The organism is Curtobacterium sp. B8 (assembly GCF_000333315.1).
GTDB lineage: Bacteria > Actinomycetota > Actinomycetes > Actinomycetales > Microbacteriaceae > Curtobacterium > Curtobacterium luteum.
In genome coordinates this window covers 1-8,573 of the sequence record NZ_BACW01000568.1, presented here as the reverse complement: position 1 = coordinate 8,573, position 8,573 = coordinate 1, and the positions used below count along the sequence as shown (strand labels likewise).

Annotated in this window: 6 protein-coding genes and 1 pseudogene; 5 read left to right on the top strand and 2 right to left on the bottom strand. The window is 72.8% G+C overall.

Translation table 11 applies throughout. The features are described 5' to 3' along the window. On the top strand, positions 1-1,247 hold a 1,247-nt coding region (locus I59_RS22960; RefSeq protein ID WP_022904640.1), incomplete at its 5' end, for a hypothetical protein. A 9-nt stretch (positions 1,248-1,256) separates the two neighbouring features. On the opposite strand, the gene I59_RS15430 is transcribed toward I59_RS22960, so the two are convergent. Then, positions 1,257-2,087 (bottom strand): ABC transporter permease, encoded by an 831-nt coding sequence (locus I59_RS15430; RefSeq protein WP_022904639.1) that lies wholly within the window; start codon positions 2,085-2,087, stop codon positions 1,257-1,259. Next, positions 2,084-3,073, bottom strand: coding sequence for a daunorubicin resistance protein DrrA family ABC transporter ATP-binding protein (locus tag I59_RS15425; protein ID WP_031274035.1), 990 nt, complete (start codon positions 3,071-3,073; stop codon positions 2,084-2,086). The genes I59_RS15430 and I59_RS15425 overlap by 4 nt, the downstream gene beginning before the upstream one ends. Before the next feature lie 118 nt (positions 3,074-3,191). Between I59_RS15425 and I59_RS20185 the strand changes: the two are divergent. From I59_RS20185 to rplM, 4 genes and pseudogenes are all read left to right on the top strand, one after another. After that, positions 3,192-4,081 (top strand): annotated as a pseudogene (locus I59_RS20185) (tRNA pseudouridine synthase A). Next, a complete protein-coding gene (locus tag I59_RS15415; protein WP_022904638.1) occupies positions 4,078-4,824 on the top strand; it encodes an MBL fold metallo-hydrolase in 747 nt (248 codons plus the stop codon). Before I59_RS20185 ends, I59_RS15415 begins: the two are co-directional and overlap by 4 nt. A 229-nt stretch (positions 4,825-5,053) precedes the next feature. After that, complete coding sequence (locus tag I59_RS15410) at positions 5,054-7,750, top strand: ExeM/NucH family extracellular endonuclease (RefSeq protein ID WP_022904637.1); 2,697 nt, start codon at positions 5,054-5,056, stop codon at positions 7,748-7,750. Positions 7,751-8,003: 253 nt separating this feature from the next. After that, positions 8,004-8,450 carry a 50S ribosomal protein L13 gene (gene rplM / locus I59_RS15405; protein WP_022904636.1) on the top strand — a complete coding sequence of 149 codons (447 nt, stop codon included), beginning with the start codon at positions 8,004-8,006 and terminating at the stop codon, positions 8,448-8,450. The last annotated feature ends 123 nt before the right edge of the window (positions 8,451-8,573 follow it).

The window sequence follows — 8,573 nt, the reverse complement described above, 5'->3', positions numbered from 1 at the left end:
CGTGGCCGCAGGGGGAGATCACCGCGGTCGGCCCGGACGTCGTCGGACTGCTCCGACGCGAGCCCCCGGCGCCGGACGACCGGGTCGCGGCGCACGTCTGCCTCGTCGTCGTCGGAGCGGCCGCGGCGTTCGACGACCGGCGGACGACGGCCTGGGCGCGCTCGACGCTCCGACGGTGGCGGCGGACGTCGACCGCGGGGCAGCCCGTCGTCGACGCTCTCGTCGCGGTGTTCCTCACGGTCGGACGGCCCGCGGAGGCGACCGCGCTCCTCGCCCGCCTCCGCGACGACCCCGAGGACGGCGTCGCCTGCATCGCGAACCTGCTCAGCGCGCCGCTCGCCGAGAACGACGGGGACCCTGCCGCGGCACTCCGGTACGCCGCGGCCGCACAGGCCCTCGCGGCGCGGACCGGCGACGCGTGGACGACCGGCACGTCCGCGGTCACGATGACGCAGCTCCTCGCCCAGGGCGGGCGCTACGACGAGGCGTTGGCGGTCGCCGAGGCGGCTCGGGACCGCCTGGAGCGCTTCGGCGCCGACGACGACCTCTCGGAGATCGGGTGGTCCGTCGGGCTCGCCGCAGCGGCGATCGGCGACGTCGACCGGGCACGGTCGGTCGCGCGTGACCTGCAGCACCGGCCCGCCGGGGGCCGCGGGCCCGAGGCGGACGGGTCCCAGGTCGCGGTCGTCGTGCTGGCGATCGAGGCCGAGTGCCGACGCGCGGAGGGCGACCCGGCGGCAGCCGCCGAGCAGTACACGGCCGCGTGGGAGGTGGCCGCCGAGCGCCGCGGACCCGCACCGAACTGGCGGCTCATGGCCGGGGCGGCACGCATCGCCGCCGTCGACGAGACCCGGGGCGGCGGCGCCGGTCTCGCGGACGCCGAGCGCGAGGTCGCCCGTCGGATGCGGAACGCCACGCTCGCGCTCCTGCGGGTCCGGCCCTGGTGGACCGACCTGCCGGTGGTCGGGACGACGCTCGCCGGACTCGCGGTCGCCGCGGCCCGTGACGGCCTCACGGCCGAAGCAGCACGGTGCTGGGCGCTCGCGCGCCGGTTCGGTACCCGGCAGGACTTCGCGGTGCTCGCGCACGCCCGCCTCCGGCCACTGCTGGCGGCGGCCGTCGGGGACGACGTGCTCGCGGACGCCGAGACGGCCTCGGCCCGCTGGGAGCGGGACGAGGCCGAAGCGGCGACACGGGTGCTGCTCGAGGACCTCCGGGACGCGGTCCGACGGCGACACCGGGACTGACGACCGGGGTCAGGCCTTGCGCATGTACGAGCGGACGGTCAGCGGGGCGAACACGGCCACGATGACCGCGGCGCCGAGCAGGCTGATCCAGAGGTCGCCGGTCACCGCACCGTGGTTGACGAGCTCGCGGACCGCGGTGATGAGGTGCGACACCGGGTTGACCTCGGTGAACCAGCGGAGCCAGCTCGGCAGCGTGTCGACGGGGACGAACGCGTTCGACAGGAACGTCAGCGGGAAGAGCACGAGGTTCGCGATCCCCGAGACGCTCGACGCGGTCCGGGCGATCACCCCGAAGTAGGCGAAGATCCAGCTGATCGCCCAGGCGACGACGATGACGAGGAGCCCGGCGAGCACCACCGCGGCCGCACCGCCCTCCGGCCGGAGTCCCATGATGATCCCCACCGTGAACGTGATGGTGGTCGCGATGGCGTAGCGGACGGTGTCGGCGAGCAGGGCGCCGGCGAGCGGGGCGATGCGCGCGATCGGCAGGGACTTGAAGCGGTCGAACACGCCCTTGTCCATGTCCTCGCGGAGCTGGACACCGGTGACGATCGACGACGTGATGTTCGTCTGCACGAGGATGCCCGGGATGATCACGGGAAGGTAGCTGTCGATGTCGCCCGAGATCGCGCCACCGAAGATGTACGTGAACATGACGGTGAAGACGATCGGCATGAGCGTGACGTCGAAGAGCTGCTCGGGCGTCCGCCGGATCTTCACGAGCCCGCGGTAGGCCATCGTGAACGACTGCCGGACCGTCGCGCCGAGGCCGGACGAGCCGACCCCGGCTCGGGGCGTCACCCGCGGGGCGCTGGTGGGGGTGGGGGTGATGGTGGTCATGCGATGCTCCCTTCGAGCTCGCGCTGGGCGTCGTCCTCGGCTTCCGCCGGGGCGCCCGTGATGGTCAGGAAGACCTCGTCGAGCGTCGGCTTCTGCACGCTCATCTCGGCGAGGGAGATGCCGGCCTCGCGGAAGGAGACGAGCAGGTCGGTCACGCGGTCGGGGGCGGTCATCGGGGCGGTCAGACGCGAGCCCTCCGGGCTCGCGACCGCGTCGACGCCGAGGGTCGTGCGGACGATCGCCCTGGCGGCGTCGAGCCGGAGCCCGTCGGTCAGCCGGAGCTGCAGGGACGAGGTGCCGATCGACGCCTTGAGCTCGTCGCCCGTGCCCTCGGCCACGACCCGTCCGTGGTCGATCACGGCGATGCGGTCCGCGAGCTGGTCCGCTTCGTCGAGGTACTGCGTGGTGAGCAGCACCGTCGACCCCGTCGCGACGAGCTCGCGGATGGTGTCCCACATCTGCGCCCGGGTCCGGGGGTCGAGGCCGGTGGTCGGTTCGTCGAGGAAGATGAGCGGCGGCTGCGCGATGAGGCTCGCCGCGAGGTCGAGCCGCCGTCGCATGCCGCCGGAGAACGCCCTGAGCGGCCGGGACGCGGCCTCGGTCAGGCCGAACCGCTCGAGCAGCTCGGACGCCTTCGCGCGGGCGTCGCGCCGGGAGAGCCCGAGCAGCCGCGAGAAGATGACGAGGTTCTCGGTCGCGCTGAGCGTCTCGTCGACGCTCGCGTACTGGCCGGTCACGCCGATGAGCGAGCGGACCGTCTGGGCCTCGCGCCGGACGTCGTGTCCGAACACGCGGGCCTCGCCGGCGTCCGCCGTGAGCAGGGTCGCCAGCATCGAGATCGTGGTGGTCTTGCCGGCGCCGTTCGGCCCGAGCACGCCGTAGACCGTGCCGGCCTCCACACGGAGGTCGACACCGTCGACGGCGCGGTTCGTCCCGAAGGTCTTCACGAGGCCGGAGGCCTCCACGGCGAGGGGTGTCGTGGTCATCGAGGGGTTCCTTTCGTCGATGTCGGGGTCGATCGTGCCGCCGACCGCTCACACGCCACTGACGCGCCGCTGACACCGCTACCGTGGGGGCGTGAGCGACACCGAGAACCCCGACGGCGTGCGGCTGCGGCTCGACATCGCCTACGACGGCGCGGCGTTCTCGGGGTGGGCGCGACAGCCGGGGCTCCGGACCGTCCAGGGGGCGCTCGAGACCGCGCTCGCCACGGTCTTCACCCGCTGGGGCGAACCGCCGCTCCTCACCGTCGCCGGTCGCACCGACGCCGGCGTCCACGCCACCGGCCAGGTCGCGCACCTCGACCTCGCCCCGGAGCAGTGGGATGCCCTCCGTGCCAAGCGCGGCAGCACCGGGCGCTCGCCGCTGGACGGGCTCGTGAAGCGCGTCAACGGCATCGCGGCCCCGGACGGGGACGTCGTGTCACGCGGGCATCGGTCGCGCCCGAGGGGGTCGACGCCCGGTTCTCGCCGCTCTGGCGCCGCTACCAGTACCGGGTCGCGGACGCCGACAGCCCCCGCGACCCACGACGACGGGGGCACACGACGTGGCACCCGACGCGTCTCGACCCCGCGGCGATGGAGCGCGGTGCGCTGACACTGCTCGGGTTGCACGACTTCCCGACCTTCTGCAAGCCGCGTGAGGGCGCGACCACGATCCGGACGCTCCAGGAGTTCCGCTGGGACCGCGAGCCGGACGGCACACTGGTGGCGAGCCTCCAGGCCGATGCCTTCTGCCACTCCATGGTGCGCGCGATGGTCGGGGCGACCATCGCGGTCGGCGAGGGCCGCTTCGGCGCGGAGCGCCTCGAGGAACTGCGGACGGCGCAGCAGCGCACGAGCGAGTTCACGGTCGCGCCCGCCCGCGGACTCACCCTCACCGAGGTCGGCTACCCCGCCGACGACGAGCTCGCGGCACGGGCCGAGCAGACCCGCGCCCGCCGGACCGACGACGGACCCGCTGACGCCCCCGACGCCGGTACGGTCGGGGGATGAGCTCCCGCACCGCCCGCTCCGTCGTGTCCGTCGCCCCCGGCGTGGTCTTCGTCGAGGGGCCGGTGTCGAACTGGGTGGTGCTCGCCGAGGAGGACGGCGTCTCCCTGATCGACGCGGGCTACCCCGCGGACACCGACCTCGTCCTCGACACCGTGCGGTGGGCGGGGCACGACCTGGACGACCTGCGCCGGGTCTACGTCACGCACGGGCACGTCGACCACGTCGGCGGCATCCCCGGGATCCTCGAGCGGTTCCCGCACGTCGAGGTCCTGGCCCACGCGGACGAGGTCGACAACGTCCGCGGACCCGGCCGGCAGCAGGTGACCCCGGCCGAGATCGGCGGCCGGCTGGCGGCGCCGCGGGTGCTGCGGTGGCTCGTGCGGGCGCTCGGCTCCGACGCCCTCCGTCCGACCGAGGTGCCCACGGTACGGGCCTTCACCGCGGCGGACTTCGCGGGACGGGCGATCACCCCGCTGCCCGCGGCCGGCCACACGGACGGGTCGACCGCGTACCTCCTGCCCGCCGCCGACGCCGTCGTGACCGGCGACGCCGTCGTCTCGCGGCACGACACCCAGCCGGCGTCCTGGGCCCCGCGGCCGCGGATGATCACGCCGTTCTTCACGGCCGACCAGGACCGGGCGCTCGAATCGGCGCGGGCGCTGCCGATCCCCGGGATCCTGCTCCCGGGACACGGGCCCGCCGTGCACCGTGTCGGACGGTCGTGGGTGCCCGTCGCGTCCTGATCGCACCCGCGCGGGCCGCACAGACCACTGGCTGCGCAGACCACTGGCTGCGCAGACCACTGGCCGCGAGGACCCCGGACCGACCGGACCACGGGTCGTCCGCGCCGCACATCGTTCCGGGACGCAATCATTTACCTGACCGCAACCTGAGGGACCGGTCAGGCGGGTAGGTTCCGAGGGTCGTTGCCCCCCGACCGGGGGGAGCCAACCCACGAACGCGAAGGTCACCATGCTCCGAACCGAACGCTCCGCGGGGGTGGCGCGTCGCACACTGGTGTGCACCGTCACCGCCGCAGCCCTCCTCGCCGCACCGCTCGTCGCGACCGCCCCGGCGTCCGCGAACCCCGACGGCACCGGCCTCGTCATCCAGGAGGCCTACCTCAAGGGCGGCAGCGCGAACCAGCCGTTCACCGACAAGTTCGTCGAGCTCGGCAACCCCACCGACGCCCCGATCAGCGTCGACGGGTGGTCGGTCCAGTACCGCGCGGCGACGAGCACGGGTGCCCCGTCGGTCGGCAAGCTCGCCGGGTCGGTGCCCGCGCACGGCACCTACCTCGTGCAGATGGGCTCGAACGGCACGAACGGCGACGCACTCCCGGAGCCGGACGCCGTCACCGGGCTCAACCCGTCCGGGTCGACGGGCACGCTCCTGCTGGCCGACCAGGCGACCGCGCTGACCCTGCCCGCCGGCGCGGTGACCACCGGCACGCCCGGTGTCGTCGACCTGCTCGGCTACGGGACGTCGAACACCTTCGAGACCGCGGTCAGGACGACCGGCACCGCCAACTCCGTCCCCGACGCCCTGACCCGCACGGGCACGGCGGACACCGACTCGAACGCGGCCGACTTCACGGTGACCGGCACGATCACTCCGGAGAACGCCGCCGGCGAGACGACGCAGCCGACGGACCCGACCGACCCGGGCACGCCGACGACACCGGCCGAGCAGGTCACCATCGCGCAGTTGCAGGGGACGAGCGACACCTCGCCGTACGTCGGCGGGACCGTCCGCACCGACGGGGTCGTCACCGCGGTCTACGCGACAGGTGGGTTCGCCGGCTACACGATCCAGACCGCGGGCACCGGCGGCGCGCTCGACCTGTCGACGCACACCGCGTCCGACGCGGTCTTCGTGTACTCCGCCGCGACCGCAGCGAAGGTCGCGGTCGGCGACGCGGTCCGGCTGACCGGGACGGTCTCCGAGTTCAACGGTCTGACCGAGCTCACGGTGCCGACCGCAGCCGGACTCGAGCAGCTCCCGAAGGCGGGCGTCGCGGAGCCCGTCCCCGCCACGCTCACCTTCCCGCGCACGGACGCCCAGCGTGAGTCGCTCGAGAGCATGCTCATCGCTCCGCAAGGCGACTACACGGTCGCGGACAACTACACGACCAACCAGTACGGCGAGGTCGTCCTGGCGGCCGGGAAGCAGCGCCTGCTCCAGCCGACCGAGGTCGCGCGTCCGGGCAGCGCCGAGGCCGCTGCCGTGACCGCGGACAACGCGGCGCGCACGGTCGTCCTCGACGACGGTGCCAGCACGAACTTCCTCAGCGCCGCGAACCAGTCGGTCCCGGTCTCCTGGCTGACCCAGGGCCCGGTCACCGTCGGCGCCGCCGCGACCTTCCGCGAGCCGGTCGTCCTCGACTACCGCAACGACGCGTGGAAGTTCCAGCCGACCTCGCCGATCACCGGTGCCACCCCGGCGGCCGACCTGCCGGCGTCGTTCTCGAACGTCCGCACGAGCGCGCCGGAGAACGTCGGCGGCGACATCCGTCTCGCCGGCTTCAACGTCCTGAACTACTTCCCGACCACCGGCGACCAGCTCACCGGCTGCACGTACTACACCGACCGCGACGGCGACCCCGTGACGGTGCGCGGTGGGTGCGACGCCCGCGGTGCCGCGAACGCCGACGACCTCGGCCGCCAGCAGGTGAAGATCGTCAAGGCGATCAACGGGCTCGGCGCCGACGTCGTCTCGCTCGAGGAGATCGAGAACTCGGCCCGCTTCGGCCAGGACCGTGACGCCGCCGTGGCGACCCTCGTGTCCGCCCTGAACGCGGCGACCGGCAAGGACACCTGGGCGTACGCGAAGTCGCCGGCGAAGCTCCCGGCCAGCGAGGACGTCATCCGTCTCGCGCTCATCTACAAGCAGGACCGCGTGCAGCCGGTCGGTGGGTCGACGATCCTGACCGACTCCGACGCGTTCGCGAACGCCCGTCAGCCGCTCGCCCAGGCCTTCGCCCCCGTCGTGGCGAAGCCCGGCAAGGGCAAGGGCGTCGAGAAGCCGAAGAAGGCGGACACGTTCCTCGTCATCGCGAACCACTTCAAGTCGAAGGGGTCCGGCACGGGAGCCGACGCGGACCAGGGCGACGGCCAGGGCGCGTCGAACGCCTCGCGCGTCGCGCAGTCGAAGGCGCTCGTGGCGTTCTCGACCGCGATGCAGAAGACGGCGGGCACCGACAAGGTGTTCATGCTCGGCGACTTCAACGCCTACAGCCAGGAGGACCCGGTGCGGGTCCTCGACGACGCCGGGTACACGGACCTCGGCCCGGCCGAGGACCCGACCGAGTGGTCGTACGTGTTCGGTGGCCTGAGCGGTTCGCTCGACCACGTGTTCGCGTCCAAGGCGGCCCTGAAGACCGTGACGGGCGTGGACATCTGGAACATCAACTCGGTCGAGTCGGTGGGGCTCGAGTACTCGCGCTACGACTACAACGTCACGGACCTGTACCGCGACGACGTGTACCGCGCGAGCGACCACGACCCGATCCTGGTGGGCATCGACCTGCCGGGCGTCGGGCAGCCCGGGAAGCCCGGCGACGGACCGGGGAAGCCCGGTGACGGACCCGGGAAGCCCGGCCACGGCGCCGGACCGGTCGCGGCCGCCATCGCGGCCCTGATCGCCTGGTTGCGCGGCCTCTTCGGCTGACGGCCGTCCTGACGGACGGAACCACCTGACGGACTGGAGGCGCGGTGCCAGCGGGCACCGTGCCTCCCGTCCGTCTCGGCGCGCGTTCGACAACGCGAGCCGCGTCGGGTAGGCTCTCACCTTGGTCTGCGCGCCCCGTGCGCCGGACAGTCAGATGAGCCCTCCACCGGGCAGTTCCACGTGCATCGCGCGGGGAACACCCACCGGAGCGGGATTCACGGACTCCTCACCTCGACACGAAAGCAGCACTCCTGTGACTCGTACGTTCTCCCCGAAGCCGGCAGACGTCCAGCACGACTGGATCGTCATCGACGCGACCGACGTCGTCCTCGGCCGCCTCGCCACCCACGCGGCTGCGCTCCTGCGCGGCAAGCACAAGGCCACCTTCGCCCAGCACATGGACATGGGTGACTACGTCATCATCATCAACGCGGACAAGGTCGCCCTCACCGGCTCCAAGCTCGCCAAGAAGGTCTACTACCGTCACTCGGGCTACCCGGGCGGCCTCACGGCGACCTCCTACCCGGAGATGCTCGAGAAGCACCCGACCCGCGCCGTCGAGAAGGCGATCCGCGGCATGCTGCCGAAGAACACCCTCGGCCGTGAGCAGCTCAAGAAGCTGAAGGTCTACGCCGGCGCGGAGCACCCGCACGCCGCGCAGCAGCCCAAGGCGTACACCTTCGACCAGGTCGCGCAGTAACGACGGCCACGACGACTTCAAGGACTGATACAACTCATGGCACAGATCGCTGACTCCCTCGACCAGACCCCCGGAGAGCTTCACCATGGAGAGCGTACCCCGCCGCTGCCGAGGCCGCTCCCC

Coding starts and splice junctions, on each gene's coding strand:
- I59_RS15415 (WP_022904638.1), top strand. CDS start 4,078: ATGAGCTCCCGCACCGCCCGCTCCGTCGTGTCCGTCGCCCCCGGCGTG.
- I59_RS15425 (WP_031274035.1), bottom strand. CDS start 3,073: ATGACCACGACACCCCTCGCCGTGGAGGCCTCCGGCCTCGTGAAGACC.
- I59_RS15430 (WP_022904639.1), bottom strand. CDS start 2,087: ATGACCACCATCACCCCCACCCCCACCAGCGCCCCGCGGGTGACGCCC.
- I59_RS15410 (WP_022904637.1), top strand. CDS start 5,054: ATGCTCCGAACCGAACGCTCCGCGGGGGTGGCGCGTCGCACACTGGTG.